This window comes from Arsenicicoccus dermatophilus (assembly GCF_046267915.1).
Classification (GTDB): Bacteria; Actinomycetota; Actinomycetes; order Actinomycetales; family Dermatophilaceae; genus Arsenicicoccus; species Arsenicicoccus dermatophilus_A.
In genome coordinates, this window is sequence record NZ_CP176520.1 from 139,509 (window position 1) to 165,291 (window position 25,783).

The 25,783-nt window shown below is 69.1% G+C and carries 28 protein-coding genes and 1 pseudogene; 13 read left to right on the forward strand and 16 right to left on the reverse strand.

Features of this window, described 5'->3' with window-relative positions; all coding sequences use genetic code 11:
* Positions 1-40 precede the first annotated feature (40 nt).
* Positions 41-628: a hypothetical protein gene (locus ACK2IS_RS00970; RefSeq protein WP_409484302.1), complete on the reverse strand. Its 588-nt coding sequence runs from the start codon at positions 626-628 to the stop codon at positions 41-43.
* Positions 629-794: 166 nt separating this feature from the next.
* On the opposite strand from ACK2IS_RS00970, the gene ACK2IS_RS00975 reads away from it, so the two are divergent.
* A complete protein-coding gene (locus ACK2IS_RS00975; RefSeq protein WP_409484303.1) occupies positions 795-1,790 on the forward strand; it encodes an EcsC family protein in 996 nt (331 codons plus the stop codon).
* Positions 1,791-2,472: 682 nt separating this feature from the next.
* Positions 2,473-3,015 carry a hypothetical protein gene (locus tag ACK2IS_RS00980; protein WP_409484304.1) on the forward strand — a complete coding sequence of 181 codons (543 nt, stop codon included), beginning with the start codon at positions 2,473-2,475 and terminating at the stop codon, positions 3,013-3,015.
* A 253-nt stretch (positions 3,016-3,268) separates the two neighbouring features.
* On the opposite strand, the gene ACK2IS_RS00985 is transcribed toward ACK2IS_RS00980, so the two are convergent.
* Positions 3,269-4,166, reverse strand: a protein-coding gene (locus ACK2IS_RS00985) for an IS5 family transposase (protein WP_409484305.1) whose coding sequence is annotated in 2 segments (ribosomal slippage) — positions 3,269-3,805 and positions 3,807-4,166 — 897 coding nt in all. Because the reading frame shifts where the segments join, the coding sequence is not laid out codon by codon here.
* A gap of 764 nt (positions 4,167-4,930) precedes the next feature.
* Positions 4,931-5,200: a hypothetical protein gene (locus tag ACK2IS_RS00990; RefSeq protein ID WP_409484306.1), complete on the reverse strand. Its 270-nt coding sequence runs from the start codon at positions 5,198-5,200 to the stop codon at positions 4,931-4,933.
* Between the two features lie 279 nt (positions 5,201-5,479).
* Here ACK2IS_RS00990 and ACK2IS_RS00995 point away from each other — a divergent pair, with 279 nt between their 5' ends.
* Positions 5,480-6,325: a GIY-YIG nuclease family protein gene (locus ACK2IS_RS00995; RefSeq protein ID WP_409484307.1), complete on the forward strand. Its 846-nt coding sequence runs from the start codon at positions 5,480-5,482 to the stop codon at positions 6,323-6,325.
* Positions 6,326-6,726: 401 nt separating this feature from the next.
* Here the strand turns inward: ACK2IS_RS00995 and ACK2IS_RS01000 are convergent, their stop codons facing one another.
* The 3 genes from ACK2IS_RS01000 to ACK2IS_RS01010 all read right to left on the reverse strand — a co-directional run bounded on the left by ACK2IS_RS01000 (position 6,727) and on the right by ACK2IS_RS01010 (position 9,362).
* Positions 6,727-7,227 (reverse strand): class I SAM-dependent methyltransferase, encoded by a 501-nt coding sequence (locus ACK2IS_RS01000; RefSeq protein WP_409484308.1) that lies wholly within the window; start codon positions 7,225-7,227, stop codon positions 6,727-6,729.
* Between the two features lie 330 nt (positions 7,228-7,557).
* Entirely contained in the window at positions 7,558-9,087 is a 1,530-nt protein-coding gene (locus tag ACK2IS_RS01005) for an ATP-binding cassette domain-containing protein (RefSeq protein ID WP_409484309.1), read from the reverse strand.
* Positions 9,084-9,362, reverse strand: coding sequence for a hypothetical protein (locus tag ACK2IS_RS01010; protein WP_409484310.1), 279 nt, complete (start codon positions 9,360-9,362; stop codon positions 9,084-9,086). Before ACK2IS_RS01010 ends, ACK2IS_RS01005 begins: the two co-directional genes overlap by 4 nt.
* 974 nt (positions 9,363-10,336) lie before the next feature.
* On the opposite strand from ACK2IS_RS01010, the gene ACK2IS_RS01015 reads away from it, so the two are divergent.
* The 4 genes and pseudogenes from ACK2IS_RS01015 to ACK2IS_RS01030 all read left to right on the forward strand — a co-directional run bounded on the left by ACK2IS_RS01015 (position 10,337) and on the right by ACK2IS_RS01030 (position 13,583).
* The gene (locus ACK2IS_RS01015; RefSeq protein ID WP_409484311.1) at positions 10,337-12,220 is read left to right on the forward strand and encodes a P-loop NTPase fold protein; all 1,884 of its coding nucleotides are present in this window, start codon (positions 10,337-10,339) and stop codon (positions 12,218-12,220) included.
* Between the two features lie 33 nt (positions 12,221-12,253).
* Positions 12,254-12,541 (forward strand): annotated as a pseudogene (locus ACK2IS_RS01020) (hypothetical protein); the annotation flags it as partial.
* Positions 12,538-12,861 carry a hypothetical protein gene (locus ACK2IS_RS01025; protein WP_409484312.1) on the forward strand — a complete coding sequence of 108 codons (324 nt, stop codon included), beginning with the start codon at positions 12,538-12,540 and terminating at the stop codon, positions 12,859-12,861. The pseudogene ACK2IS_RS01020 and the gene ACK2IS_RS01025, both read left to right, overlap by 4 nt.
* A 416-nt stretch (positions 12,862-13,277) precedes the next feature.
* Entirely contained in the window at positions 13,278-13,583 is a 306-nt protein-coding gene (locus ACK2IS_RS01030) for a hypothetical protein (protein WP_409484313.1), read from the forward strand.
* 91 nt (positions 13,584-13,674) lie between these two features.
* Here ACK2IS_RS01030 and ACK2IS_RS01035 read toward each other — a convergent pair whose 3' ends face one another.
* A complete protein-coding gene (locus ACK2IS_RS01035) occupies positions 13,675-14,823 on the reverse strand; it encodes a DUF4232 domain-containing protein (protein WP_409484314.1) in 1,149 nt (382 codons plus the stop codon).
* Positions 14,824-15,001: 178 nt separating this feature from the next.
* Positions 15,002-15,247, reverse strand: a complete 246-nt coding sequence (locus tag ACK2IS_RS01040; RefSeq protein ID WP_409484315.1) for a transcriptional regulator — start codon at positions 15,245-15,247, stop codon at positions 15,002-15,004.
* A gap of 529 nt (positions 15,248-15,776) precedes the next feature.
* Between ACK2IS_RS01040 and ACK2IS_RS01045 the strand changes: the two genes are divergently transcribed.
* Positions 15,777-15,974 (forward strand): toxin HicA, encoded by a 198-nt coding sequence (locus tag ACK2IS_RS01045; protein WP_409484316.1) that lies wholly within the window; start codon positions 15,777-15,779, stop codon positions 15,972-15,974.
* Positions 15,971-16,321: a type II toxin-antitoxin system HicB family antitoxin gene (locus ACK2IS_RS01050; protein ID WP_409484317.1), complete on the forward strand. Its 351-nt coding sequence runs from the start codon at positions 15,971-15,973 to the stop codon at positions 16,319-16,321. The genes ACK2IS_RS01045 and ACK2IS_RS01050 overlap by 4 nt, the downstream gene beginning before the upstream one ends.
* Before the next feature lie 101 nt (positions 16,322-16,422).
* Here the strand turns inward: ACK2IS_RS01050 and ACK2IS_RS01055 are convergent, their stop codons facing one another.
* Positions 16,423-16,977: a GNAT family N-acetyltransferase gene (locus tag ACK2IS_RS01055; RefSeq protein ID WP_409484318.1), complete on the reverse strand. Its 555-nt coding sequence runs from the start codon at positions 16,975-16,977 to the stop codon at positions 16,423-16,425.
* A gap of 59 nt (positions 16,978-17,036) precedes the next feature.
* On the opposite strand from ACK2IS_RS01055, the gene ACK2IS_RS01060 reads away from it, so the two are divergent.
* Complete coding sequence (locus tag ACK2IS_RS01060) at positions 17,037-17,213, forward strand: DUF6157 family protein (protein ID WP_409484319.1); 177 nt, start codon at positions 17,037-17,039, stop codon at positions 17,211-17,213.
* On the opposite strand, the gene ACK2IS_RS01065 is transcribed toward ACK2IS_RS01060, so the two are convergent.
* Complete coding sequence (locus tag ACK2IS_RS01065; RefSeq protein ID WP_409484320.1) at positions 17,210-17,779, reverse strand: GNAT family N-acetyltransferase; 570 nt, start codon at positions 17,777-17,779, stop codon at positions 17,210-17,212. The two genes, ACK2IS_RS01060 and ACK2IS_RS01065, sit on opposite strands and share 4 nt — an antisense overlap.
* Positions 17,780-17,894: 115 nt before the next feature.
* Positions 17,895-18,764: a PhzF family phenazine biosynthesis protein gene (locus tag ACK2IS_RS01070; RefSeq protein WP_409484321.1), complete on the reverse strand. Its 870-nt coding sequence runs from the start codon at positions 18,762-18,764 to the stop codon at positions 17,895-17,897.
* A gap of 141 nt (positions 18,765-18,905) precedes the next feature.
* Between ACK2IS_RS01070 and ACK2IS_RS01075 the strand changes: the two genes are divergently transcribed.
* The gene (locus tag ACK2IS_RS01075) at positions 18,906-20,840 is read left to right on the forward strand and encodes a DUF262 domain-containing protein (protein WP_409484322.1); all 1,935 of its coding nucleotides are present in this window, start codon (positions 18,906-18,908) and stop codon (positions 20,838-20,840) included.
* A 91-nt stretch (positions 20,841-20,931) separates the two neighbouring features.
* On the opposite strand, the gene ACK2IS_RS01080 is transcribed toward ACK2IS_RS01075, so the two are convergent.
* Positions 20,932-22,686 carry a DUF2075 domain-containing protein gene (locus tag ACK2IS_RS01080; RefSeq protein WP_409484323.1) on the reverse strand — a complete coding sequence of 585 codons (1,755 nt, stop codon included), beginning with the start codon at positions 22,684-22,686 and terminating at the stop codon, positions 20,932-20,934.
* 91 nt (positions 22,687-22,777) lie between these two features.
* On the opposite strand from ACK2IS_RS01080, the gene ACK2IS_RS01085 reads away from it, so the two are divergent.
* Both ACK2IS_RS01085 and ACK2IS_RS01090 read left to right on the forward strand, forming a co-directional pair.
* A complete protein-coding gene (locus ACK2IS_RS01085; protein ID WP_409484324.1) occupies positions 22,778-23,116 on the forward strand; it encodes a nucleotide pyrophosphohydrolase in 339 nt (112 codons plus the stop codon).
* A gap of 90 nt (positions 23,117-23,206) precedes the next feature.
* Positions 23,207-23,794, forward strand: a complete 588-nt coding sequence (locus ACK2IS_RS01090; RefSeq protein ID WP_409484325.1) for a HutD family protein — start codon at positions 23,207-23,209, stop codon at positions 23,792-23,794.
* A gap of 115 nt (positions 23,795-23,909) precedes the next feature.
* Here the strand turns inward: ACK2IS_RS01090 and ACK2IS_RS01095 are convergent, their stop codons facing one another.
* The 4 genes from ACK2IS_RS01095 to ACK2IS_RS01110 all read right to left on the reverse strand — a co-directional run bounded on the left by ACK2IS_RS01095 (position 23,910) and on the right by ACK2IS_RS01110 (position 25,753).
* Positions 23,910-24,260 (reverse strand): VOC family protein, encoded by a 351-nt coding sequence (locus ACK2IS_RS01095; RefSeq protein ID WP_409484326.1) that lies wholly within the window; start codon positions 24,258-24,260, stop codon positions 23,910-23,912.
* 154 nt (positions 24,261-24,414) lie between these two features.
* A complete protein-coding gene (locus ACK2IS_RS01100; RefSeq protein ID WP_409484327.1) occupies positions 24,415-24,636 on the reverse strand; it encodes a hypothetical protein in 222 nt (73 codons plus the stop codon).
* Positions 24,637-24,688: 52 nt separating this feature from the next.
* Positions 24,689-25,063 carry a nuclear transport factor 2 family protein gene (locus tag ACK2IS_RS01105; RefSeq protein WP_409484328.1) on the reverse strand — a complete coding sequence of 125 codons (375 nt, stop codon included), beginning with the start codon at positions 25,061-25,063 and terminating at the stop codon, positions 24,689-24,691.
* A 204-nt stretch (positions 25,064-25,267) separates the two neighbouring features.
* Positions 25,268-25,753 carry a GNAT family N-acetyltransferase gene (locus ACK2IS_RS01110; RefSeq protein ID WP_409484329.1) on the reverse strand — a complete coding sequence of 162 codons (486 nt, stop codon included), beginning with the start codon at positions 25,751-25,753 and terminating at the stop codon, positions 25,268-25,270.
* Positions 25,754-25,783 lie beyond the last annotated feature (30 nt).

A 25,783-nucleotide genomic window follows, 5' to 3' on the forward strand; every position in this document is an offset into this window, starting at 1 on the left:
GCGGGGAGACGACCGAGTTTCGATGCTTGTGATCGTCGCCCTATCGGCCGATCCAGTACAGGGCTACGTCGACGTCTCGCGCGGTCCACGGCTCCTGCGGCGTGCACGCTGCCAGCCTGAGGCTTTCGACCGTTCGCATGTAGTGGCCGTAGCGTCCTTGTTGCTCTCGCAGGGGCAGGTCGAGTCGTGTGAGGGCTAGCGATGCTCGACGGTCATAGACCGCCAGGCGGTCCGGGGCCAGGGCCAGGAGGACCGCGGAGGCCAGTGCGTCGCCGTAGGTGAACCCGGGCAGTTCCCGGAGCTGGTTGCGGGCTTGCGTGGCTGCCCTGACCACATCGAGGCCCGCGTCGTTGGCGTCGTGGTGGGCCCGCCTGGTGACCTCTCTGACGCGCGACTCGGGGGTCTCTATGCGCCTGGAGGCCCACGGCGTATCGGCACGCAGGCGCTTCCACAGGGTGAGAGCACCGATGTCAGCCTTCCCCAGACACGACGCCTCGCGGCCGCGTTCGATGACCTCAAGCAGTACTTCGTCGTAGAACGGCGAGACGGCCTGCGCATACTGCAGCCGCGCGAGACGGAGGCGATCAACCGTCGCGGGCGGGATTGCTGGCGAGGGGTGGTGAGTCACAGTGCTTCCCTTGGGGCTGCGTTCGTTTTGCCGACCCCTGGCCTAGGCGTCCAGCGGTCTTTGCCGCCACGCGGACAGTCTTCCAGCGCGTGGAGACTAGGCCAAATGCCTGCAACCATCACTGGGGGTTATAGTCCACGCACCCCAAGAACCTAGGGTGCTGAGGGTGAGCACCTACCCCTCGCAGATGTCGGAGTACGAGCGCAGGCGCTGGCAGGAGCTCCAGGAGCACTGGGACCGCAAATCGCGACGGCGTCAGATTCTCCCCGAACGCGCTCACCGGGCCGCCGAGAAGGCTGGCACGGCGACCCGACAGGCCGCGGGCAAGGCCGGCACGAAGATCGTCGAGATGACGCCCGACAAGGTCAAGGAGTCAGCGGGGGTCGTGCTCGATGCCGCGCTGCTTCCTACTGCTGAGGCGCTCGTTCACACCCTTGAGCTCGTGAACGACTGGGCGGTCGAGCTCTCGGACCCGCAATCCGTCCTTGACCACCACAGCAAGGCAGGGCGCGACGTGTCCACCTTGAGCGACCTGAAGACCCTGGACCTCGAAGTACTCGACGAGGTCACCCGTGGCATGGCGCTGCGGTGGCGCACCCTCGGATCCGCCGAGGGCGCCGCCCTCGGAGCGTTGGCGATGCTCCCCGTCCCGGTCGTGGGGAGCGCGCTGGCCATCAGCGCAGACGCCATCGCCATGCAAGTGCTCAGCACCGCCATCGCGACCCGGGTCTGCTACGCGTACGGCTTCGACCCGCACGACGAACGCGCGCAGCAGATGATCAACCGAATGATCGCCCGCGCCTACAAGCAGCAGGCTCCCAAGGCCGGCACGGTCAAGAAGGCCGAGGCAGCCTTCGCCGCTGCCGAGGGCCGGGTCAAGTGGAGCAACCAGCTGAGGAACAACCACAAGCTGCTGGAGGCGGTCGAGAACCTCCTCAAGAAGCTCTCCAACGGCCAGCGCGTCCCGGTCCAGAACGCCCGCATGGGCATGCCCGTCATCTCGGTGGTCACCGGCGCCGGCACCAACGCCTACGTCCTCGGCGACGTCGCCCAGCAGGCCCGCCGATACGCGACCACCATCCTCCTCGCAGAGAAGTACGGCCTCCACCTACCCGACGGTCTTGCCAACAGCGTCGCCGGCGGCAACCTGGAACGGGAGTGACGGCGGCTTTGAACTCTGGTGCCGCGGCCGCTTCAGACCGGCCGCCGCCGACGGCCAGCCACCCGGGGCGCCCGCGACAAAGCTCGGCGCCCGGGGTGCGCTGCGGTCACGCCACCAGCGCGAACCCCGCGCCCCGCTCGCGCCTCAGCGAGCTCCTCGATCCGAATCCACGGGATAACGCCCCGCACTGCCTTGCACTGACTCGCCCCACGCGGCGGCGCCGCCTCAACCGCGGCGATCGCCTTCCGCACCACGTCCCGGTCCTCGCCCAGCGCCTCTGCCAGCCAGATCAGACCCCGCGCGCACTGGAAGCGGTTGTACGCGGCCCTCGGGTCGTCCGACCCGTGCTTGCGTCCGTAGGCCCCCGGGCCCCCGTACTCGCTGAGCCAGCCGAGCAGGTGCTCCTTCTGATTGCGGTACGAGACTCCAGGCCGTCCGGCCCCGCCCATCGGCTCGCGAGCCTCGAAGGCATCCGTAAGGGGCTGCGCGGCGGGGAGCCCTTGGACCACCGCCACGAGATCAGCGATCAGCATTGAGCCACCGTACGTGACGCCGGCATCGGCAGCGCCTCCTCACCGCGGGGCTGAAGGGCGTTTTGCCTAGCAGCACCCCCCCTAGCCCTCACAGGTGGTCTTGAGCCGCGGGAGAGCGCGCCCATGCGCCCTGCTGGCAGGCTGGAGGCGTGCAATGGGACCAGGCGAGCCTCGAGGGACTCGGATTCACGGGCTTCGTGCCCTTTGAGAAGCTGCCGTCTGTGGACGTTCCCAGGGGGGCGGGTGTTTACCTCGTGTTCCGTACGGCCCGTACCGCTCCTGGCTTCCTCGACCGCAGCGTCGCGGGCTGGTTCAAGGGTAAAGATCCGACCGTCGGGAAGGGCGAACTGCAGGCCGCCTGGGTCAAAGGAGCGCACGTCCTCTACATCGGAAGCGCGCCCGAAAGTCTAAAGGGAAATCGCGGCCTCCGAAAGCGGCTTGACGAGTTCCATCGCTTCGGCGCCGGGGGCGCCGTCGGGCACGTCGGCGGCAAGTACATCTGGCAGCTAGCCGATCACGGCCGCCTCCTCGTGGCCTGGCGACCGACACCCGACCACAACCCTGACTGCGTCGAGAGCCAGCTGATCCAACTCTTCAAGGCCGACCACGGCATGCTCCCCTTCGCCAACCGCAAACTTGGGAAGCGCACGAGTTGTGCCGTGGATTGGCTACCGGATCTCACGCAGGCCTAGGACCCAACTAGCAGTCCCGCCGGACGCCTGGCCCCCTTAGACAGGCCGCCAGCACATTCATCTGCCGTGCCTACCCAGACCGGGAGAGCCCGCGAGCACCTGACCCCACGGCCATGGGCGATCATCCGTCGGATAGTCCCGCTCAAGTGAGGCCTTGCGCTTACCGCCTGCCCTCAACCGCTGTCTCTGCGCCTGGCAAACCATGGAGGCACAAGCTCGGCGACCGTGTTGAAGTCACGCAGGCGCGCGCGAGCTAGGGCGTGTCTCTTAATGCTGGTAGCCAGAGGGTGATGGCGCGTAGGAGGATGGCGGCGCGGTAGGTGAGGGCGAGCTTGTCGTAGCGGGTGGCGATGGCGCGCCATTGCTTGAGCTGTTGGAAGCTGTTCTCGACGACGTGGCGTTTGGCGTACAGGCCAGGGTCGGTCTTCGGGGGCCGTCCGCCCTTGGACCCGCGGCGTGTGCGGTTGGCGCGTTGGTCGCGGGGCTCGGCGATCGCGGTGGTGATCCCGCGCCGCCGGAGCAGCGCGCGGTGGGCTCGACTGGAGTAGGCCTTGTCGGCCATGACCGCGTCCGGTGTCGTGCGTGGGCGGCCCGGGCCTGGGCGCGGGACCCGTACGGCGTCGAGCAGGTTCGTGAACATCCGGCTGTCGCTGCCCTGACCGGGACCGAGCAGCACCACGATCGGGCGGCCCTGGCCGTCGCACAGCTGGTGGACCTTGGTCGACAACCCGCCGCGTGACCTGCCGATGGCGTGGTCAGCCGGCTCGATCCGCTGATTCTTGTGATTCGACCGATCCCCCCGCGAGGCGGGTGGTGTTCGTCGCGTGCTGGTGGGCGCGGGTGATGGCGGAGTCGACCGCGACGTCCCAGTCGATGACCCCCGCCGCGTCCGCACGGGCCAGCAGAGCCGTCAGCACCCGGTCCCAGGTCCCGTCACCGGCGAACCGGCGGTGTCGCTTCCACACGGTCTGCCAGGGCCCGAACTCGGCCGGCAGGTCCCGCCACGCGATCCCGGTCCGGTACCGGTAGATGATCCCCTCGACCACGGTCCGGTGGTCACGAAACCGCCTGCCCCGCTTACCGTCCGCGCACGGCATGAACGGCTCGATCAGCTCCCACTCGCTATCCGAGAGCACCTGCATCCGCGACATGACACCGACAATCGCGTGTCACCACGCTCACCTTTGGGAGACACGCCCTAGCCGGGTATCACCCAGCGCTCGTGCCCGCACTACCTCTGTCGCCAAGCAGGACAGGAGTTTGCAGCGTCAACGCATCTGCGGTGACATGGTTTTCCACGTGACTCGGGCGGAGTCGGATACGTCTTTTCGGGATGCGGACATGACCACCTCATTCGCAAAAATGATGGGCGCGCCAGGGTTTCGACCCTCCCCCCCTGGCTCTCGGTTCGTGGCGCGGGTCACCGACGGCGCTGGCGCCGCCGCCGTTTACCCGAGGACGCGCGAGCTAAGAGGTGGTTCAGCAGCGCTTGAGCCTGGACCCCTTGCGACATTCGCTCTGCCGCCTTGTCTGCATCCTTCGAGGCGGAGCGTCGTGCCGCCTCCCCATCGGCGACCGCGAGAAGGAGGCCCAGACACCGACCGCAGACTGCCCGCTTCCTGTGCCAGGCCGCTGCCTCGGTGCGACACCAGACGCATCGCTTACCCTCGATCGCCTCTCGACTGGAGGGCGCACGTGCGCCAGGTCCATCTGGTCTGGAACCGCCCGCCCCACCATCGGGAGGCGAGACCCGCACCCGTCGAGGATGACCGGTGTGGAGTTCCACCCTGCGCATTCAAGTACCCCTGTCCCTGGCTTCTCCCGGGCCGGCGCACCGGCGTCCCCTTCGGCGCCGCTACGCCTCCCGCACGCCACAGAACCGCCGCTAAGGGCCGCCGCTGAGTCCCCGGAGTATCTAGCTGTGAACCACGGGTGACGCTGACCAGCTCGTGGCGTGCTCTTCGCAGAGGGTGATCAGGTGCCCCAGCGGATGACCGGCATGGCGCACCTTGACCAGCGCTACAGATGTCCCGGGGACGTCTCGCCTGCCTTCGAGGCACCTTTGGCACTCTCGATCCTCGAGGCTGTACACGACGTCGAACTCCATGGCTGTCCGCAGGCCGTCCTGCGCGTCAACCAGGTGCAGCAAACTCGGCAGCTCACGATCGCGCATCCGCTCGCTCATCTCCCGATCCCCCTAATCCGTTCTGAGTGGCCGCAACCACCCGGGGCCACATCCGTGGGGTCAAAACTAGGTCGACGATCGAGTAGCCATGACCGGAAGTAGCTGAACCACCCCTAAGTGCCAACCGGATGGCGTACAAATACCCCGGCGCCGCCGATCCCGTTGCGCCGACCGGGTGGCGAACCGAACTGGGGCCCTTCGATCCCGCCTGATCACCCCTCCTCACCGACGGCTGCGTCCTAGCGTCATCACGACCAGTTCGCCATTCAGGGAAGACCCGTGGAGACCAACGAGATCGAAGAGCCTCTCACCCTCGGACACCTGCTCCGAGGCATGGGCGTCGCCCTGGACGACGTGCTCGCCGTGCGACACACCTACCAGCCCGACGGGATCCCCACGCCAGCCGCGCTCACGAACGAGGCCCTCCTGGACTACACGCGCTTCCAGGCGATCCGGCACAGCAAGATCCCCGCCGAGCCTCCTCGCTTCTGGTTGACGTTCATGGCCGAAGCCGGCCGCTACAGCCGACTGGTCACCGTGTTCGAGAACCACGGCGAGATCGTCGCCGAGCGCACAGAGAACGGCCGAGCCTTCGACCTACGCCCCGTTCCTCTGTTCGCCGCGCTTGAGAATCGCCTGCTCATCGAGTGGCCCCCCGACACCCGCAACTGGGCCAAGACAGGCCACCGCATAGCCACCTGCACAGTCGAGGAAATCGCGGCGCCCCGCCCAGTCGCCTTCCCCGGTTACAACAAGGTCCTGCTGACCTTCGCCGAGCTGCGCCAGGTCACCGACGAACCACGCTACGAGGCATGGCGCGCCGCGCTCAAGGCCGTGAGGGGGATCTACCTCATCGTCGATCGCCGCGACGGCAAGGCCTACGTCGGCAAGGCCGATGGCGAGGGTGGGGTCATGGAGCGCTGGGCCCAGTACGCCGCCACCACCCACGGACACAATGTCCGCATGAAGGACGCTTACGCTCTCGACCCCTCTCGGGCCGAGCAGTATCAGTTCAGCCTTCTGCGGGTCTTCGGCACGGAAGCTACTCGCGCCGATGTCGACCAGGCAGAGACCCAGTACAAGGCCGCCCTGCTCACACGCCAGTTCGGGCTCAACGCGAACTAGCCTGCCCCGCGGCAGAGGCACGCGCAATGACCCTGCAGTCCCAGGGACACCGTCTGCGACTACACAGAGTCACACTGCCCCCGACAGGCCGGGTCAGAATCGTCGTTCACACCCCAGGTCAGAATTCTCGTCCACCGCAGGGCAGAGGGTCAGAATCGCTCGACGCCGGACACGTGTCCGGGATCGAGTGATTCTGTCCAAGACGACGTTTCTGACGAACACGTTGACGCTCGCGTCCCGTACTGCCGGGTAATCCGTCACTCTGACCTCGTTGGACGAAGATTCTGTCCATCCGGGCCCTGTCCCGAGCACGAGCCGCCGCGAAGATGCAAGGACACGTTGAGGGTTTGCCGGAGTTGGCTACCCTGCGTGACGGAGCGACGTGCGTCGCGAGGCGTGCGTCACGCGGCGGCCAAGGACCCGCCGCGACGTCGGGAGGGGACTGCTGTCGTTCTGGTTGACGGTGGTGGTGTGGTGTTTCGGGTCTCGAAGGCGAGGACCCCGCCGGGGCGCAGCGTGGCGGCGCTGTCGCACACCGTGGTGTGCCAGTGCGGGTCGAGGATGTGCATGGCGATGTTGCCGGTCATGAGCACGAGGTCCTGGCCGGGTGGTAGCTGCTCGCTCGTGCCGTGGCGCCACTGGACGCGGTGCCCGCCGGGGTGGGCGGCGGCATACGTCAGCATCCGCGCGGACGGGTCGATGCCGGTCACGGTCCGGCCGGGCTGGGTGAGCGTGACGGTGAGTATGCCGGTGCCGCACCCCAGGTCCGTGATGCATGTCGCGGCGAGGTCGTCGGCGAGGGCGCGGAAGTAGTCGTGGTCCGGTCCGTCGGGGTTGAGGTCGTCATGCTCGGCCACGGTCGCTGCGTCGTAGTCGTCTGCGGGGCCTTCCGGCGTCGGCACCGTGCCACCTCCTGCGCTCTCGCCGGGAGGCTCCCGGCGTCCACGCCTCACCCTGCCACCCGGCGCCGGTGGGCCGGTGCGACCTGGAGCGCGGTGACGCTCGGTCAATGGCCCCCGGATCGACGTGGACAGAGTTCTCGTCGGCAGGGGGTGGTCAGTTCTCTCGCTCGCCGTCGGGGGGTTGGACGGAATCACTCGATCCCGGACAGTTGTCCGGGATCGACTGATTCTGTCCTTTTCAGACAGACCCCCTATCGGCGGGTCACTTCGCGTCGACCCTGCATGGCGATTCGGCGGACCGTGGTCTGCCCCGTCGGGTGGGTGGCGGTGTCAGGGGAGCGGCGTCGTCTGCGTCCGGAAGAGCTCGCCGAAACGACCTGGGGCGGAAGCCAGCTCGGCATACGTCCCGACCTGGACCACCTGACCCTCGTCGACCACGTAGATCCGGTCGGCGGCCCGCAGGGTCCACGCGCGGTGGGAGACCAGCACGGTGACCCGTCCTGCCCGGGTGGTGAAGAGGCGGTCGAGGATCAATTCCTCGGTCTGCGCGTCGACCTGGCTGGTTGGCTCGTCGAGGAACCAGATGGGGGAGTCGCGCAGCACCAGCCGGGCGAGGGCGAGGCGCTGCCACTGGCCGCCGGACAGGCCCTGCCCGTCGAACTGCGCACCCAGCCGGCTGTCCAGGCCCTGCTCCCACCCGCGGACCAGGGCGTCCAGGCCGACGAGCTCGAGCGACCGCCACAGCTCGTCGTCGCCGACGTCCTCGCGAGGGGTGCCGAGCAGCAAGGTGTCGCGGACGGTGAGCTCGTACCTGCCGTACTCCTGGGACAGGATCCCGATCCGGGCGAGCCGCTCGGGTCGGCTGAGGTCGGCCAGGTCGCGACCCCCGATGAGCACCTGCCCGTCCTGCGGGTGGAGGATGCCGGCGAGCAGGCGCACGAGGGTGGTCTTGCCGGCGCCGTTGATGCCGACGACCGCGACGATCTCGCCCGGTCGCGCGACCAGGTCCACGCCGGTGACGGCGTCGCGGGCGGCCCCGGGATAGCGGTAGGTCAGTCCCCGGCCGACCAGGTCCGGTGCGGCCCGGTCGAGTGCATGAGCGCCGGGTGGCGCGGCCTGCGGCGCGGACTCCTCGGGGGCGCGGTGGCGGTCGAGGAAGGTGCGGTACTGCGCGACCACCGGCAGGCTCGCGATGACGCCACCGAAGGTGTAGGCCGCGTCGGTGGTCGCCGCCATACCGGACAGGAGCGCGATGACGCCCGCCACCACGGCGTCCGCGGAGGTGCCGGGGTCGCGGGCGAGCAGCGTCAGGGAGGCGCCGAACAGCATCGTGCTGACGACACCGGCGAGGGCGATCCAGGCCGTGGAGGTGAACATCGACCGGCCGTAGATCTGCGCCGCGCGGGCGTGCCGGCGGCCGGCGGTGCGGGCGAGCTTGAAGCCGGTGCCGAGGGACGCCAGGTCGACCGCCGTCCGCTCGTAGACGAGCTGGTCGGTGCAGTAGGCCGCGACCTTGGTCTCCGCGGCCATCGCGGGCCAGGCCCGGGCCTCGATCCGGGACACCCGCGTGAACGCGAGCAGGGTGGGGACCACCGCGAGGAGCAGCAGCGCCGCCGCGACCGGGCTGAACTGGCTCAGGGTGAGCACCAGGAAGGCCATGGTGGCGACCGACCGGGTGAAGTTCAGGACATAGGTGCCGTGCTGGCTCACGTGCGCGTTGACGGCGTCGCGGGCGCTGCGGGCGTCGGTGGCAGTCCCGGCCTGCGCGGCCACGTCGGGTGGGATCGCCGCCAGGGTCGCGGCGACGTCGTGGTGGCAGTGGGCCTGCACCTGGCGGGAGAGCACCTGCCCGACGCTCATGGTGAGGTCCCGCAGCGGGCGGACAGGCCCACGGCGGCGGCGGTGAGCCCGAGGAGCAGCGCCACCCGGGGCGAGTGGGCGGTCGCCCCGGACGCCAGGTCCCTGGTAAGCGTCCCGACGAGCCGCACCTGCAGCGAGGGGACGAGGCCGTCCAGGACGATCAGGCACAGCTGGGCCGTCGCCAGGCGCGGCGAGACGGTCCACAGGAGCCGGACGGACCAGGCCACCACCCGCAGGGCCCGGGGTCGGCGGGCGGGCGGGCTGGTCTCGGTCATGGGATTTGCTCCGCGCTAGAGCAGGCGCTCTCCAGATTCGAGATGTTTGCCTTTAGGGTCGAATTCTCCGGGTATTCTACCATTAATTGTGAAAGTTGCAATCCTGCCTCATGCAGAAAACCTCTTTAGTCAATCTCTGCCCTATGGTTGCCAGGTGGAGGAGATGATATTGAACTTCAAGCTCCTCGTTCAGAGCGGCGAGTGCCACGTCATGAACATATTTCGGCTTCTGCGAAGCACTCGCGCCGCACGAACGTGTCAATCAACCGGACTCTGATGTCTTCAAAATAAGGTGACATTCCTAGGGTTCCCGCATGCAGACAAGTGGCTCGGTCAAAATAGCCTCTTCAAAATGCGTGATTGGCGAGGCTAAGAGATGCATTCAGGTCACCCAGGGACATTCCCGAAAGGGCTTCCCGGGCTTTGGCGGCAGAGGGTTCGTCACGCCTTCGAAGCAATTTTGTCTCAAGATAAAAATATGCACTATGAGGTCTCGCCGAATGCCTTACAGCCAAAGACAGATATTGACTTGCTTCGGTTAGGTGATCTAACTTGTAGTAACTCTGTGCAGATTTCCTGAAAATATAGAATAAGCGGGCTTATGGTGGAAGGGATGATGTCTCCCTGCGTCTCGAACAGACGCACCGCAGCGGATTGCATCTCAACCGGCCCGCCCGGATCCATGGAGGCCGCGAGGAGGGCTCTGGCGTTGAGGATGATGGCGTAAGTGAGGTTCTCAACCTGCCACCGCGCCCGAACGCTTCACCCGGCGCCGACTTCGGACATGTCATGGCCGGTGGATTCGACGCGAGCGACCTGGGACGAGTTCCTGCACATGCGGTATGGCGCAGCGCGCGGCAGACTGGGGCCAGAGAGCCTGTAGTGGCGCACGGCGCACGAACACAAGGGGGCGGGCAGTGAGGCTGTTCACGTGGTGTGCGCGGAAGGAGGCACGTCAGGTTCCTGAGGCTGTGATGGACGGCGCAGACCCGAACCGGCTGATCGAGGAGGAGCCGGGGCGGCTGGAGGGTGACTCGGCCACTGCGGGGGAAGCCCGCAGTGGCGACCCCGTATCCGAGCTTGGGGTCAGTGATCTCGCTGCCGTACACGACACGCTGGATCTGGGGGCGTACCAGCGTGGACTGGTCGAGTTCCTGGCCCGGTGCCCCACCCCCATGACGGTTGCCGTCCAAGGCGAATGGGGCTCGGGAAAGACTTCTCTCCTGAACCTCGTGTCGGCGGAGCTGAAGGATGACCTCAGGGTGGCGCGGGTCATCACGTTCAACACCTGGGAGATGGCCTTCCTCGACGACGGACCACTCCTGACCCTCGCCCTCATGCAACAGATCCTGGCCGAGATCGAGGTCAAGGGTTCCTCGGTGAAGCGGGAGGAGATCCTCAAGGCTCTCGGGCGGGTTGCGCTGGTGAAGTCTCTCGAGCTCGCGCCTGTCCTCGCGGCCGGGGCCCCTGTCCCGCTGGTCGGGAAAGTCGTCGGAAAGGCCTCCGAGGCGTTGGTGGAGCACCTCAACCGCGAGAGCAGCCAGCCGGGCATTGCCGAGGAGGTACTGCGGGTCAGAACGCTCTTCGGTGAACAGGTTCATGAGTTCCTCACGCAACACCCGGGCGCGTCGCGGGTCGTCGTGCTCATCGACGACCTCGACCGCCTTCCTCCTGCGAGGGCAGTCGAGCTCATGGAGTCGCTCAAGTCGATCATGGACTGCGCGGGCTGCGTCTTCGTCGTCGCCGTCGACTTCGACGTGGTGGCTCAGGGTGTACGCCACAAGTACCCGGCGATGGGTGAGGAGAAGGCCCGCAGCTTCTTCGACAAGCTTGTCCAGGTTCCCTTCAGGATGCCGCCAGGTAGCCAGGAGAGCGTGGGGGCTCTCGTGCGTCAGGCACTGGACCGCAAGGACCTGGGCGACCTGGCCTTCTACACCAAGGTCTGCTGGCTGGCCTCCGATGGGAACCCGCGTGCGGCCAAGCGGGTTCTCAACTCATTCCTGCTCATGATGTCCGTCCGTGCGTCGATCGTGCTTGACCAGAAACAGGACGCCCCAACCGGTGCTGCGCCACTGAGTGCTGATGCGGGGGAGAGCGCTGAGCACCTACTCTTCTGTCTCCAAGCGCTGGACGTTGCCTTTCCTACCGCCTCCGCGCGGATCCAGGGGGCCGACGAGGATCTCGCCGTGGCAGCGGGCGGCTACGTGAGCTCGGGTATGGCCGACGACATGGACAGCGCCTCTCGGCGACGTCTTGAGCAGCTGCTCGCTGAGCTGGTCGCGTTGGCCAGCAGCAATGACGGATCGTCGCTGGACATGGTCTCGCAGCTCGCCAGTGCCACGAGCGTGTCCGGGTCCGGCGGACGGATCAACAAGCAAGACCACACTCCTAACGAGGACGTTCAGAAGGTCATCAGCCGTCTCTTTGAACGTGTGGCCGTCCCTGGAGCGAACGACGAGCGGCCCCCGGCTTCCGTCCCCAACGCATTGGCCCAGGTGGATGCGCACCTTGCCTCATCCGCGGACTGGACGATCACCCACGTGCGCCGCACCCGGGGCCGCGGTCAGGGGCTGTACTTCTACCTGGGCCGGCGCGGAGGTCTGGGAACCGCGTCAGACTCTCCCGACGACGACGCGCCCCGCATCTACCTGTCCGGTGACAGCAAGGGCCGGTTGCCCAACGACGGATTTGCCGTGCTCTCGGACCCGCCGATCCGGTATCACGGCATGTCCAATGGTCAGTTCGACGCAACGACCCTCGTTCGAGACATCGGCCAGTTCGAGCAGTTCTATGGCGCCGTCGTCGATGGCCTCCGTTCGTTGGTCGCGGAGTACGCCCATCGTCTGGCTCAGGGGTAGCCAGCAGCCGAAAGGGCGCGGAAGACCCGGAAGACCCGGAGCGTCGGGAACCGGCCTGGCACCCGCGCTTCGCTGTTCACCTCTCCCTGCCTGATGGCGGCCGACATCCTGCTCTACGGTGACGATCGGATGCCCGTGGGCGGGGACCAGTCGCAACACGTCGAGCTCACCCGGGACCTGGCGATCCGCTTCAACTCGACCTACGGGCCGACCTTCACGGTGCCCGAGCTGGAGCCCGCGGCGCTGGCCGCGCTTGTCCTGGACCTGCAGGACCGACACGCAAGAGGAGCAAGAGCGACCCCGATGACGCGTTGGGCGTGATCCGCTTGCTCTACACCCCTGACGTGGTCGTCAAGAAGGTGCGTCGCGCCGTCACCGACTCCGACGCGACCGTGCGCTACGGCCCCGAGGCCAAGCCGGGCGTATCCAACCTGCTGGACGTCCTGGCGGCCTTGACGGATCAGCAGCCTGAGGTGGTCGCCGAGGCGCTGAGTTCGTATGGCGACCTCAAGGCCGCCGTCGCCGACGCCACCGTCGCGGCCCTGGCCCCGATCCGGGCCAGGGCGAGCCCAGCGAGGGGGCCACCTGTTGAGGACCCAGACGAGGCCGTGATCGTCGCGAGGGCGGCCTCCTCGTCCTGATGTCTCAATCATTCGGACAGGGCGCGGTGATACAGCGCTCGCAGAACGAACCGCCCCGGTCACCCCGCGTCGGTGGCCACGTTGACGACGAAGGTCACCGCACCAACCTGACCACCTGCGCGCGGGTGTGCTCGTCGTACTTCTTCGGCATGGATCCGATCCTTCCGGTTCAGACCCGCAAACCCCCGGCCACGCCACCCGAACACTTCAGCTGACCCTTCTCGATGCCACCGATCAGCTCGGCCGTCGCGATATCGGGGCGGTGGGGTGGGTGGCAACGCAGGACCCCGGCACCCGCGTCACGAGAAGGTGTCCGCTCGTGCCGTCTTGTCGGGCGTCCCGCCCGCCCCGGCTGGGACGATGCACGGGTGGCACCACGAGAGCTGACGGCGCGCGAGCATGGGGTACTCGTCGGGATGATCCGTCACGCATGCCTGTCCGGCGGCGCCGACCCGGGTCAGCAGGAGCGGCGGCGCTGGCTGGCGGTGCTCCCGGAGGTGAGGGTGTCTGGGGCGTGCGAGTGCGGCCGGTGTCCTTCGATCGAGCTGTGGCCGCCCGACGACGCGGACGGTGAGCGTCAGGTGCTGGCGGCCGAGGCCTCCGGGCTGGGTCTGGCTCTCTTCATCGACGGTGGACGGCCGACGTACCTGGAAGGCTTCCCGCTCGACGACGACACGGTGGCACGCGAGTTCCCGCCGGCGGACGAGATCACCTATCACTGAGGCGGCACTCGACAGCGATCGCGCGAGACCAGGTCCACGGCGCGACGATGTGGCGCCGAGCCCGGATCGGCATACACCCGAGCAGGGCTCGTCAGTGGGACCGCCAAGGGCCGACCTGCACGTAGGCGCCGTCGACCACGTCCATCTGCTCGCCGCCTGCCGGGAGGGTGACGGTGAGGACGGGCCGGGAGTACGGCTCGATCAGGTCCCCCGCGGTGATCCGGACCGTGAGCGTCTGGTCGTTCCGGGTGTCGGCCATCTGGCGTGAGCCCTTCCACGTCATCGAGGCCGCGGCGGTGTGCCCGGGCAGCACCGTGACCCGGCCCCGGTCGCTGGTGGCGGTCGCCGGGGTGCGCAGCCAGAGGTCTTCGCCGGCCTGCACCAGTCGTATGTCGGGCTGCCCGTCGACGAAGCAGGCGGTGGCGGCGTGGTTGGTGATGACCAGCGAGGCGGCGGTGATGCCGAGGGCCGCGTCCCAGCCGGCCACCGCGAGGGTGAGATCGCCGGACGTGCAGGGTCGGGGCATCGATGCCGTCGAGCGGGAGGGGCGAGGGGGTGGCGCAGGTGGCGACGGGGGAGGTGTGGGCGGGGCGACCCGCGGCGTGGGCGCCGGCGGATAGGCATTGCGCAGGTCGTCCCGGACCTCCCGCAGCGACATCCACCCCGCACCCACGGGGATCACCAGGGCGACGACCAGCGCCGACGAGGTGAAGACGGCGGTCCGTTGCCACCCTCGCCACCGGTCCGCCCCGTCGGCAGGCAGCGCACAGAGGTCCAGGACCAGGATCACGGCCGCCCAGGCCAGCACGACGCAGATCAGTGCGGGCGCAAGCCCGTTCATTCCGATCGCCAGGGAGACCACCCCGAGGAGGGCGACCCCCACCGCACAGACCACCGGCGTCGCGCCCCGGCCTACCGACCGCGCGACGGCGACGACCGTGGACCGGACTCGACCCGGGGAGCTGTCCCGAACCGGGTCCCTGGCTCCGCCGTCCGGTGCTCCGTCGTGCCGGCCGCCCCGGTGGGCCGCGCCGACGGCGAGGACCGAGCCGACGAGCGCTGCCACCCCGACCCCGGCGTATGGCGCGAGGTCGCGCAGCTGGAGCGCGGCGGCCACCGCGTCCTGGCAGCCGAGGTTGGGGCACGTGACTGTCCGTGGTTCTGGCAACGCATCCTGGTAGCCCGCCACCACGTAGGCCAGCACCCCAGCCGCGGCCAGCGCGACCAGGCGCGCGATCACGACCACTCGTGGCCGCCACTCGTCACCAGGCATCGACCCACCCCCGAGGGTCAGTCAACACGCCTCGGCTGGGAGGTGCCCCGTGCCTGCTGTCCTCAGGCAGGGGTATCAGGCAGGGGTATGTCGCGGACTCGGGGCCGTCGGAGCGGTTCGGCATACGCCGGGATGCCTCGGCGGGCTAGGCGGGCTCGCGGGGTGCGGTCAGCTCGCCGGCCCGGCGCTGGGGCTGCCCCGCGGCGTCGCCGAGGTCCTCGGTCACCACGCGGACCGTCACGTCCAGGTCCGGCTCCTCGCGCATCACGCGCACGGCGTCCACCACCATGGCCTCGACCTCGTCGAGCCGCTCGGCCTGGGTGACGACGCCCGGGACCTCGGGAACCTCCACCGCCCGCCAGCGATCGCGGCGCCGGGTCACAGCAGTCACGTCCATCCTCAGGCCGATCTGTTCGGGATGGTCACGCCAGCGGACGGTCGCCATACGGGCAGGAGGACTCTGCCCAGCCGCCCGGGACGCCGCTCTGTCTGCCACGTGGAGCGGGCACGGCCGACGAAGCCGTCGGCGCAGGACGTCGGGCGACGACCCGGCCCAGGAGGCCGCCGGCCCCTGAGGTGACGAGGACGAGGAACAGGGGGTACGACGAACGCGCTCTCTCTCAGGCGTGTCCCGAGCGCGTGCTCCCGGTCTCGCCCAGGCCGGCGGCGATCTGCAGACCCTCGGTTGGGCGGGAGGGAGCTGCCGCCCGGCGTCCCGGCGACGTCCTCGGTGCGCCGTGCGGACGGTGCCGAGGCGCCTTGTGCGTCACGCCGTCCAGCGATACCCCGCGGGGTCTACGGGTCGGCGGGGTCCGCGCTCGGGTGACGAGGGTGGCGATCTGGTACTACTGGCGGTACACATACAGAATGTGCCCTCGGGTATGAAGATTCTCTCCAGCATGCAGGAGAACCCTCGTAACGTGAGGCTTGACGACTTCGCCAAGGTTTGTCTGCACTCCTTCGGGGCACCGCGAACTAGCGGCACCTCCCACCATGTCTACAAGACCCACTGGCCCGGCGACCCGCGCGTCAACATCCAGAACGACCATGGAAAGGCCAAGGCCTATCAAGTTCGCCAGGTGATGGCCGCCATCGAGAAGTTGGAGGAGACGCCATGACTGACCAGATCCACATCCCCGATGTCGCCCGCTACTCGTACCGCGTCACCTTCTCGCCCGAGGACGACGAGTTCGTCGCCACCTGTCTCGAGCTGCCGTCACTGTCCTGGCTCGCGAATTCGCCCGAGCAGGCATTGCGCGGCCTTCGCGACCTCGCGACCGAGATCGTCGAGGACATGGCTCGAGGGGGAGAGAGCGTGCCCGAGCCATTCGCTACGCGTTCGTACTCCGGAAAGTTCAACGTCCGCATCGGCGAGGAGCTGCATCGGCGGCTGGCCATGGAAGCCGCCGACAGCCACGTGAGCCTCAACCAGCACATCCTCACGAAGCTGAGCGCGGCGTCCTGACCTGACCGCGAGCACCCTGGGAGCGCAGGGCGAGGAGGGGTCGAGGCGAGGACGTGCACCTCGGGCCGGTCCCAACGCCGGTCGACGTCGCTGCTCCTCGCTCAGCGGGTCGTCGTCCACTCCCGGCGCAGCAGCCCGAAGACCCACGAGTCCGAGACGACCCCGTCGACGACGCAGTCCTCGCGCAGCGTCCCCTCCCGTGTGAATCCGAGCTTGCCGAGGATCCGGGCGCTCGCGTGGTTGCGCGTGTCTGTCTCGGCCTGCACGCGATTCACCCCGAGTTCGGTGAAGGCCCAGCCCACCAGCGCCCGCGCCGTCTCCGTGCCGATCCCCTGCCCCCACGCGTGCCGGGCGAGCGAATAGCACAGCCCCACGGTGCGATAGGTCGGGTTCCAGCCGTTGAGGGCGCACCAGCCCACCACCTCACCGCCGTCGCGGCGGACGATGGCGAGCCGGATGCCCTCGTCGTCCTGCGCCATCGCCGCGCTGCGGGCAAGGAAGCGGTCGAAGCGCGCGGCGTCGGTCCACGCCGGTTCGTCCCAGAACTCCAGGGCCGCGGCGTCGCTCTGGATCGCCACGATCGCATCCCGGTCGGCCGCCGAGATAGGGCGCAGCGTCAGGCGATTCGTGGTGAGGGTGGGGGTGACCAGGGGCATGGCGTCATCCTGTCCGTGCGGGTGGGTCGGGATCGAGCGGGTTTCGTCCCGCAGATCCGGTGGCTGGGCTGCGAGACCTGCGCACGTCGCCGCTGGCCAAGACGTACGGCTGGGGCATCCACAGCGACGGCCAGGGCCGGGTGGCCCTCGTGCCGCTGGGGTCGGCGCGCTATGCCGAGCTCCTGGCCGACGGGTCGGTCACCAAGGTCGCCGCCATGAGGTCCGCGCGCCGTTAGCGATCCGTGGCGAGGATGGCCATGCGGTGCACGTCCACCCATCCGTCCTCGAACCGCAGCGCGTCCCGGCCGGTGCCCTCGTGCACGAACCCGACCTTCTCGTAGACGTGCCGCGCCCGCGGGTTGATGTCGTAGACCTCCAGGCTGATCCGGTGCAGCCCCATCGTGGTGAGGCCGTGCTCGACGATCAGCCAGGTGGCCTCGGTCCCGAGCCCGCGACCGCGACCGGCCGCCCCGATCAGGGTGCGGAAGCTGCACGCGTAGTTGTCCTCGTCCCACTCGTTCAGCACGACCTCGCCGACCAGTTGCCCTGTCTGCGTCTCGATCACGGCGAGCACCAGGCGGTCGTCGGCGACGGCCCAGGCGCCGTAGATCTCGCGGAGGCGTTCGATCGGCATACCCTCGGGGCGCTCGGTGCGGGAGTGCACCGCCCCGGTGAGCCAGGCGATCTCGTCGTCGTCGCGGATGATGGCGTCGATGGCGTCGGCGTCCTCCGCGCGGATGGGGCGCAGGGTCACGAGAGTGCCGTGCAGGGTGGGCTTCTCGGCGAACGGTGTCGTCGGCATGGCTCCAGCCTGAGGCCCGGACCGGTTCGCTGCCAACAGGTTTGCGGTGCTGCGGGCCCTTCAGCCGTATGCCGGAAGCCCCGCGCCGATTCCGGCCGCAGGAGCAGCCGCGGGGTCAGAGGTCGAGCCACCCCCGGGTGACCGGGACGACCGCGCCGCCGACGGACGCCTGGATCTCGTCGTCGGCGCGCCAGGCGTGCAGGTGGAGTGTGCTGGGCCGGCCCATCTGGACGCCCTGCCGCGAGACGAGGCGCAGCTCGGACCGCCCCGGCTGCAGGTGCAGGAGCAGGCCCGCGAGCGCGACGTTGGCGCTGCCGGTCGCGGGGTCCTCGGTGGTCCCGGTGAGCGGGGAGAACATCCGCGTCCGGACGTCGTCGCCGTCGTGGGCGTACGCCAGGACGGCGAAGCGGTCGAACCCGGCCGCTTCGCGGGCGTCGGCGAACGCGTCGAGGCGGGGGACGGCTGCGTCCAGGGCATCTGCGGACACCGCAGCGACCACGAAGGCGCGACCCATCCCGCACGCGGTGGGCTCGTGGGCCGCCTGGATGACCGAGCCCGACCCGAGCCCCAGAGCCCGCTCGACGGACGCCGCCGGCACGGTGCCGTCCACGGTGAAGGGCTGGGGCGTCGCCACTGTGGCGCGGGTGCGCTCGTCGTCTGCCTCCACGGTGACCACGGCGTCGCCGGCAGGCACCTCGAGACGCAGGGTATGACGGCCCAGGCGGTCGGCGAGGACGCTCGCCGTGCCCACCAGCGGGTGCCCGGCGAACGCCGCCTCGCCGTCGAGCGTGAAGATGCGGACCCGGGCGTCGCCGCCGCGCTCGGGTGGCAGCACGAAGGCCGTCTCGGAGAAGCGGAACTTGCGGGCGATCGAGGGCATCAGCGCCTCGGGAAGGTCACCCGCAGCCGGGAACACCGCCAGCTGGTTGCCCTCAAACATGCGCTCCGCGAAGACGTCGACGGTCACGAACTCGTGCCTGCTCACGAGGGCGACTGTAGGTCCCGAGGCTCTTGCCCGTGCTGGCCCGGCGCGCTCGCGCATGCCTCTCGGCTGCCGCGACCAGGCCCTGTCGGCGCCTGCCGCACACGGTCGTGAAAGGCTCGGCGAAGCCGACGAGGGGGACTCATGCCGAACAATGCCAAAACGCTTCCGAACGTGCTCAACGGCCGTCGATTCGTGGTGCCGGACTACCAGCGGCCTTACGCCTGGGAGAAGCGTCAGCTCGACGAGCTCTGGCAGGACATCGATCTGATGCCGGACGGCTCCAAGCACTACACCGGCACGCTGGTCCTCAAGGACCTGGACGACGAGCTCGTCACCGATGCCGGAGACACCCTGGTGGCCTGCGAGGTCGTGGACGGGCAGCAGCGGCTGACCACCTGTCTCATCCTCCTTGACCAGCTGCGCCGCGCCTTGAGCCGCCTCGATCACGAGGGCGCTCGCGACAAGGCGAAGAACCTTGAGCGGACCTATGGACGCGTCTTGGTCAATGGTCTTCCACAGGCCCGGCTTCGGCTGGGAGAGGACCTCAACGAGCACTGGCTCCACGTCATCCTGGGCGACCAGCAGCAGGTCAAGCCGTCGCTGACCGTGGGCGAGCAGCGGCTGGGCAACGCCGCGGCGTTCTTCGCCGAGCGCATCGGCGAGCTGGTGGCGGGTCGCTCCGTGGAGGAGGCCGTCGGGGTGCTCCAGCGGCTGCAGACGCGCGTCACCAACGGCCTGCGCTTCCTCACCTACGAGGTGGAGCCCACCTCCCACGCCGGCGAGATCTTCGAGACGCTCAACGGCCGTGGTCGTGAGCTGACGGAGATGGAGAAGATCAAGAACTACCTCCTCTTCCTGGCCAACGGGCTCACGGGGCAGGCGAAGGAGGGGTTGGCAGGCGACATCAACGGCTCGTGGTCCCGCATCTACGAGCTGCTGGCGCAGCAGGGCGCCGACGAGGACACGCTCCTTCGCGCTCACTGGCTGGCCCTCCACGAGCCCATGGCCAAGTTCTGGAAGGGCTCGGTGTCGGTCAAGGAGCGGTTCGCCCGAGAGCGCTATGTCTCAGGTACCTCTCGCCTCTCCGGGCAGGAGACCGGGAGCTCGGAGGGCGATTCTCGAGTGCTCGCGCAGGAGGTGCAGCGCTATGTCCGCACCCTCGAGCAGTGCGCGATGTTCACCGCGGAGTTCCTGAGCCGGGACGCCGGCTATCAGGCCTTCGGCGGCCCTGAGGCCACCGCGTCCGCCCGCAGGAGCGCGGCCCGGTTGCGCCGCACCGGGGTCACGGCCGCCTTCCGCCCGCTCCTCTTCGCGGCTCGCCTCTCGCGCCCGGAGGACGGCGACTTCTACGTGGAGCTGCTCGATGCCTGCGAGCGGTATGCCGCGCGGGTGTTCATCATCGGCCAGCGTCGCAGCAACAGCGGGCAGGCGCGTCTCTATCGCCTGGCGTACGAGCTGCATCAGGGTGCCATCGAGCCGGCCACCGTCCTGGCCGAGATCGAGGCGCTCACCTGGTACTACGCGAACGACGACGTGGTGCGGTCCGGGCTGGGCCCGAGCCAGAACTGGTACTGGCGCAGCCACAAGTACTTCCTCTACGAGTACGAGCTGGCCCAGGCCCGGCGTGAGGATGACGTGCCGCCCTTCGAGACCTTCGCCTCGGGCAGCCGCAAGGGCCGCACCACCGAGCACATCCTTCCGCAGAACCCGGACTGGGACTCGGCCGAGTGGCAGGCGTTCACGCCCGAGCAGCACAAGGAGCTCGTCCACGGCATCGGCAATCTTGCGCTGACCGATGACAACTCGTCCTACGGACGCAAGGCCTTCGCCCGCAAGAAGGGCACCCGTGACTCACAGGTCCCGTGCTACACCACCTCCAGGCTCGTCCAGGAGCGGGAGCTCGCCACCCTGAGCGACTGGACACCGGCCACCCTGGAGGAGCGGCGGGCGCGGCTGGAGGCCTGGGCGCTCCAGCGCTGGCACGTCGAGCCGCCGACCGCCGCCGCGCCCGACGACGGCACCATCGACGAGGACGCCGGCGCGGAGACCCTTCCCGAGGACGCCGCCACCGAGTAGGCGGCCCGCAGTCGACGCTCTATCGGAAGCCGGCTGGGCTTCTGCAACGGCCGTCTGCTCGCCCGGCCGGAGGCTGCCTTCCCAGGCGCCGTCAGGTCGAGGACGCCCGCAGGAGGGCCTCGCGAAGGGCCGGGTCGACGGCATACAGGTAGAGGCCGCGGACGCCACGCGTGAGCAGGACGTTGAGCTCGTTGCGGAGCAGCTCCTCGGCGATCGAGACTTTGGACCCGTCCGCGAGGGTGCGCCGCTGGGTGGCGTTCCGGTTCGCGCTGGCCGTCGGGTCGAAGACCACTCGCCCGTCGCGATAGGTCACGGACGGCCCGATGATGACCCCCGCGTAGTCGAGGTCGAAGCCCTGCACGGTGAAGGTGGACCCGACCTCCTCCAGCGACCGAGGTCGTTCCGCCCAGGACAGGCCACGTGCATGGCGCGCCTCGGCTGCGGTGTACTCCACCTGCAGGTTCCAGGGCAGGCGGAAGTCATCCACGACGACGTCCCAGGTCTGTCCGCCGTCACGACGCTTCTCGACGAACTCCCAGTCGAAGGTGGCCGTGAGCCGCGAGAGCCCGTGGTCCTCGTCGGCAGCCCGTTCCCGCACGGCGGCATACAGCTCGTGGGGGTCGTCGAAGACGACGACCTCATAACCAGGATCGTGCGGGATGGGGTCCACGCGGCGGTCGTCGACAAGGCCGCGGATCCATCGATAGGTGGCCTCGGACGAGGCCATACGCATCTGCTGGTCCAGCTCGATGACCTGGGTCGCGGACTCGCGCAGGGCCGTGAGCTCCTGGGGCTCCCAGTACTGGTTGGTGGCGACCATCTGCATCGGGTCGAAGATCGCCACCACGACGCGTGCCCGGGCCCGCAGGTCGGCCAACATGTTCTTGCCCCGGTAGGACTGCTTGCCCTGCGTCCACAGCAGGTGGGCCTCGTCGACGAGCACCACGTCCACCGGCTCCTTGTCGACAGGGTGCCCGTTGATGAACCGCGTGGGCTTGGAGACCCGCTCCTGGGTGCGGCTCGACAGGCCGAGCTTGCGGGCGATCTGCTCGTAGACGGCCAGCTGCTGGTCATGGTTGACGAGCAACCTGGCGTCCAGGTCCTTGCTACCGGCCGTGACGTCCTCGGCGACGTCGTCGAGGAAGAGGTCGTAGAACAGGCTGCTGAGCAGAACGGTCTTGCCGGTGCCGGCGGAGCCCTCGACGAGGACCAGCCGGCCGGTGGACCCGGCGGCGCGCGCATCCACGATCGCGTCGCGGATCTGCGCCTTGGCAGCCAGCTGCTGCCGCGTCAGCTTGTGGAAGGGAGACGCCTTGAACAGGGCGGACTCCCGGACGATCGTCTCGGTGGGGAACAGGTGCGCGTCGTGGGCGTGCAGCTGGTGCCAGGCGTCGCGGAAGGTCTCGTCCAGCAGGTCGCGCCGGTAGTAGTCGTTCTGGGGATTGAATTGCCTGTTGTGCAGGCGGGCCACGGCGTCGGAGCCGTTGAGCCAGTGCAGCAGCCTGTTCTCGACGTCCAGGGTCATCGACTTGTGGAAGTGCGCGTGCCCGATCACGTACATCTGTGCGTCCGGGGCCGCGGCGAGATCGCGCCATTCCTCGCGCAGGATGATGTCGGTCCGCAGGTGCTGGACCGTGCGACTGCGTATGTCGGAGGTCTCGCCCACGTAGACGTCGTACTTGCCCGCCCCTGCTCCCTTGTGCACCACGTAGACGGTCGGGAAGTCGAGCAGGTGCGTGGCCACGGCCCTGTCCGCAGGAGAGGTGGCGCCTCGCAGCTCCTCGATCAGCGCGGTCAGCTCGGCCTCCGTGAAGGGGATGCGCCTGACGAATGTCCGTGGAGTCACGTCTTCCCCTTGCCTGTCGTAGGGCGAACCCTGCCAGCCTACGAAGGTGACGCCGCTGGTGCCTGCGGGCTCGCGGTGGCACGCTCGTCCCATGGACTCTCGGCCCACGCTCGATGACCTCGCCGCGCGGGCAGCCGCGTTCACCGCAGCGCGCGACTGGACGCAGTTCCATGACCCGAAGTCGCTGATCCTCGCGCTGACAGGTGAGGTCGGGGAACTCGCGGAGCTGTTCCAGTGGGCGCCGGCCTCAGGGGAATCGGTGTCGCGCGTGCGGGCGGGCGAGGAGATGGCCGACGTGCTGATCTATCTGCTGCACCTGTCGAACGCGCTCGGGATCGACCTCGGCGCGGCTGTCGTCGCCAAGATGGACGACAACGACGCCCGTTTCGTGGTGGATGCCGTTTCCGGAACGGCGCCGCTCAAGAGCTGAGGATCGGGCCGGTTCCCCTGGCGCCGCGGGTCTCACAGCCGACGGATCCCCGGCGGGCGGCCCTCGGACTGGCTGGGGCATGCTGGCGGCATGACCTTCGCCCTGCTGCGCCGCGCCGACCACGCCGAGATGCCCTGGCTCAACGGCGGGGGCAGCACGCTCGAGGTCGCTCGTGCGCCGCGCACCGGCGACTTCGACTGGCGGGTCAGCTTCGCGCACGTCGACCGGTCCGGGCCCTTCTCGGCCTATCCCGGTGTCGACCGGGTGATCACGCTGGTGGAGGGGCCGGGGATGCGGCTGACGATCCGGCCGCACGCAGCCACAGGAAGCCCTGGCTCGGGCCGCGTCGTCCACGACCTCGCGCCATGCGAGCCCTATGCCTTCGCGGGCGAGGACGAGATCGACTGCCAGGTCACGCAGCCCACCGTCGACCTCAACCTGATGACCCGTCGGGACCGTTGCCGGGGGACGGTCACCACGCACCGGCTCGACGGCGGCCGACTGGAGATCGACCCCGCCGACGCGACGCTGGTCGCCGTCCTCACCGGTCGGCTGCACGCCGGGTCAGGCACCACGGCAACACCCCTCGGCCCGCTGGACGTGCTCGCCGACCTCACCGCCCCGGTGACGCTGACCGGCGACGGAGTGGCGGCACTGATCCAGGTGTCCCCGGGCTGACCGCGCGGCCCGTCGACCGGATCGCGGGGGCGTCCGGCCGACGGTGCGTCCTACGGTCGGGAGCATGAGGCGGCGCCCCCGTCCGGGCGGACGAGGGCGCCGCCGGCACCGCGGCTCAGGCCGGGGGTGCGTAGATCTGCAGGTCGTTGCCCTCGCTGTCCTTGAACGGCGCGATGCGCCCCCAGGGGTGGTCGCTGATCGGGCCGGTCATGCGGGCGCCGGCCTGCTCGAGGCGGGCGTACTCCTCGTCGATGGAGCCGTCGGGCTGGAAGGTGATGACCGCGCCGCCGTCGACGGCGTGGGTGTCCTCGCGGGCGTTGAGCCCGATGCGCAGGTCGCCGGCGGTCACCTCGGACCAGTCCGGGCCCTCCTTGACGAGCTCCAGGCCCATCGTGTCGCGATAGAACCCGACCGCGCGGTCCATGTCGTCGACGGGGACCCAGACGGTCGCAACTCCTCGTGCCATGTGATTCCTCTCTCGGTGCAGGTGTCATGCGCTGTGCGGCGCCGCGGAGGGCCCGCGGCCCCAGGATGCCCCGCGGCCCCAGGATGCCCCGCGGCCCCAGGATGCCCCGCGGCCTCTGCCGGGGGGCATCCTGGCGGCCGTGGACCGGATCCGGTCAGTGCTCGCAGGACTCCTCCAGCTTGAGCGCGATGCCGAGCGCGAAGAAGGTGGGCGCCCACTCGCCGATGTAGATGCCCCAGCGGTCGGCCTGGGCCTTGCTGTCGTCCTTGGCGCCCCACGAGATGGCGTGCGCCACCCAGGTGAGGGCGATGGAGGCCAGGCCCGCGGTGTAGCAGTGCTCGGAGCGCAGGCCGGCGTGGGAAAGGGTCTTCACCATGATGGAACTCCTGGGGTGTGATGGGGTCCTGCGGGGAAAAGGCGGTCGAGGGTCACTGGGCGGAGGCGAACGCCGCGGTGTCGTAGTAGGTGGCGAACCGCACCACCTGCCGACCCTCGAAGTGCAGCAGGGAGACGCCGGCATAGTCGATCTGATGGCCGGAGGCGAGCGTCCCGGTGGACCGCCACTCCAGGACGCCGAGGTCCCCGGCTTCGGTGATCTGGTCGAACGTCGTGCTCACGGTGTCGAACTGGGCGAGGTACTGCTCCCAGAACGTCTCCGCGTCCTCCTCGGCGCCGACGTGATCCTGCTGCGGACGCTGCAGCCGGGCGCCGTCGGCGAACATGTCGAGCAGGGCGGTGCGGTCTCCCTGCTCGAGCTGCTGGAGAGCTGCGGCGAACTGGTCGCTGCGGCCTGTGTCGGTCACGATGACCTCCGGGATCGGTGGACAGATATTTCGATGCCCGAAACATCTGACTTCACCATAAACCGCCCCCATCGTCAGGGGCGGCTTGCGCGGCATGACTTCTCGGAAGGTCCGTCAGCCCTGCGGGCGGCGTGGGACAGGGCAGGGGTATGCCGGAGGGGGCGCCGGGATGAGCTGCGGCCGAGGGCTTCCGACTGACTGGGGTCAGAGGTGGAGCTCGTAGGAGCAGAGCCCGGCGCCCGACCCGACCTGGGTGAAGCCCGCCCGCTCCAGGGTGCGCCGGGACGCCACGTTGTCGGGCTCGGTGTCGGCGAGCACCCGCGAGAGCCCCTGGCGCCGAGCCAGATCCACGAGCGCGGTGGCCGCCTCCACGGCATACCCCTGCCCGCGGGCGGACGGCACCAGGCCGTAGCCGATCTCCACGACGCCGTCGACCGGTCGACCCTTGAACCCGCAGGCCCCGACGGCCAGTCCGTCCGCGGCGCGCACGATGACGTAGAGGCCGAAGGGCTGTTGCTCGCCGTCCTCCTGGGTGGCCCGCAGGTGCATGCGGGCGCCCACGACGTCCCCCTCGAAGGGGAAGTCCGCGGCCCAGCGGTCGCTCGCGTCGGTCCGGCGGGCGACGATCCGCTCCGCCTGGGCGACGTCGGCGGGGCGCAGCAGCAGGCGGGGCGTGCTCAGGTCGGTCATGGCTGTCATGCGACCACGGCTGTCCTTGGG

Bases quoted from the DNA above. Each gene is read 5' to 3' on its own strand.
- ACK2IS_RS00990 (WP_409484306.1), bottom strand. From the start codon at position 5,200: ATGAGCGAGCGGATGCGCGATCGTGAGCTGCCGAGTTTGCTGCACCTG.
- ACK2IS_RS01005 (WP_409484309.1), bottom strand. From the start codon at position 9,087: ATGAGCGTCGGGCAGGTGCTCTCCCGCCAGGTGCAGGCCCACTGCCAC.
- ACK2IS_RS01010 (WP_409484310.1), bottom strand. From the start codon at position 9,362: ATGACCGAGACCAGCCCGCCCGCCCGCCGACCCCGGGCCCTGCGGGTG.
- ACK2IS_RS01015 (WP_409484311.1), top strand. From the start codon at position 10,337: ATGGACGGCGCAGACCCGAACCGGCTGATCGAGGAGGAGCCGGGGCGG.
- ACK2IS_RS01030 (WP_409484313.1), top strand. From the start codon at position 13,278: ATGATCCGTCACGCATGCCTGTCCGGCGGCGCCGACCCGGGTCAGCAG.
- ACK2IS_RS01050 (WP_409484317.1), top strand. From the start codon at position 15,971: ATGACTGACCAGATCCACATCCCCGATGTCGCCCGCTACTCGTACCGC.
- ACK2IS_RS01055 (WP_409484318.1), bottom strand. From the start codon at position 16,977: ATGCCCCTGGTCACCCCCACCCTCACCACGAATCGCCTGACGCTGCGC.
- ACK2IS_RS01065 (WP_409484320.1), bottom strand. From the start codon at position 17,779: ATGCCGACGACACCGTTCGCCGAGAAGCCCACCCTGCACGGCACTCTC.
- ACK2IS_RS01075 (WP_409484322.1), top strand. From the start codon at position 18,906: ATGCCGAACAATGCCAAAACGCTTCCGAACGTGCTCAACGGCCGTCGA.
- ACK2IS_RS01085 (WP_409484324.1), top strand. From the start codon at position 22,778: ATGGACTCTCGGCCCACGCTCGATGACCTCGCCGCGCGGGCAGCCGCG.
- ACK2IS_RS01090 (WP_409484325.1), top strand. From the start codon at position 23,207: ATGACCTTCGCCCTGCTGCGCCGCGCCGACCACGCCGAGATGCCCTGG.
- ACK2IS_RS01095 (WP_409484326.1), bottom strand. From the start codon at position 24,260: ATGGCACGAGGAGTTGCGACCGTCTGGGTCCCCGTCGACGACATGGAC.
- ACK2IS_RS01100 (WP_409484327.1), bottom strand. From the start codon at position 24,636: ATGGTGAAGACCCTTTCCCACGCCGGCCTGCGCTCCGAGCACTGCTAC.
- ACK2IS_RS01110 (WP_409484329.1), bottom strand. From the start codon at position 25,753: ATGACCGACCTGAGCACGCCCCGCCTGCTGCTGCGCCCCGCCGACGTC.